Genomic DNA, 1005 nt, shown 5'->3' on the forward strand with positions numbered 1-1005 from the left:
TGCGCCGGGCGCGCGTCCGGGGAGTGTGCCGCCGCCGTCCGCGCCGGGTGCGTCCTCGGGCGGGTACGTGCCGACGCGTCTCGTGTCCGCGATCGACCCGGAGGGCCCGGCGGGGCAGGACGGTACGGCGGGCGGTCCCGGCGCGCCGGCCGCCCCTGAGCCGTCCGCGACGCCCCCGGGCGACGTGCACCACGCGGCCACGATGCTGGCCGGTCCCGGTCAGATGGGTCCTGTCGCCCCGCAGCCTCCGGCGGCCCCGGGGATGCCGGGCGCCCCCGGTGCCCCCGGTGTGCCCCAGCCCCCCGTGGCTCCCGGTGCCCCGCAGCCTCCTGGGGCTCCCGGTGTGCCCGGTGCCCCCGCGGCGCCGGGTGCGCGTGGTGCCGTACACCAGGCGGAGACCATGCTGGCGGCGCCTCCCGTGGGCGGACCCGGTGTGCCCCCGCCACCGGCCGTGCCCGGGGCGCCCGGTGTGCCGCCGATGCCTCCGGCGCAGCCGGCCGCCCCCATGCCGGGGCAGCCCGCGGCGTACGGGTATCCGCAGGCCGGGCAGCCGACGGTGGGCCCGGGGTATCAGGCGGTGCTGCGGTATCGGGCGCAGGACGGTTCGGAGCAGCAGCTGATCCGGCGTTCGGCGCCGGGTACGCCGCATCCGGAGTGGCAGATCTTCCATGAGCTGCGGTCGATGAACGTGCCGCCGGACCAGGTGCTGGAGCTGCACACGGAGCTGGAGTCGTGCGAGCTGCCGGGTGCCTACTGCGCGCGGATGATCCGGGAGCAGTGGCCGCAGGCGCGGATCACGAGCATCGCGCCGTACGGCACGGACCATGCGAGCCGGCAGCAGGGCATGGGGCAACTGCTCGCTCACCAGGGCGAGTTGCATCAGGTGGCGAGGATGCCGCCGAGGATCACCTTGCCGAAGGCCGGCCGCAGCTTGGACAGGGCGTAGGCGGCGGCCGTGCAGAACACCAGCTGGAGGGCCCAGGCACCGGCCGCCTGGACCACGGT

General features: G+C 76.8%; 2 pseudogenes. One reads left to right on the forward strand and one right to left on the reverse strand.

From position 1 onward, the window contains the following. Positions 1 to 904, forward strand: a pseudogene (locus ACLF5H_RS37300) (nucleic acid/nucleotide deaminase domain-containing protein); the annotation flags it as partial. Here ACLF5H_RS37300 and ACLF5H_RS37305 read toward each other — a convergent pair. Next, positions 883 to 1005, reverse strand: a pseudogene (locus ACLF5H_RS37305) (carbohydrate ABC transporter permease); the annotation flags it as partial. The pseudogenes ACLF5H_RS37300 and ACLF5H_RS37305 sit on opposite strands and share 22 nt — an antisense overlap.

Source organism: Streptomyces sp. LaBMicrA B280 (assembly GCF_049222185.1).
In the GTDB taxonomy this organism is placed as follows: domain Bacteria; phylum Actinomycetota; class Actinomycetes; order Streptomycetales; family Streptomycetaceae; genus Streptomyces; species Streptomyces murinus.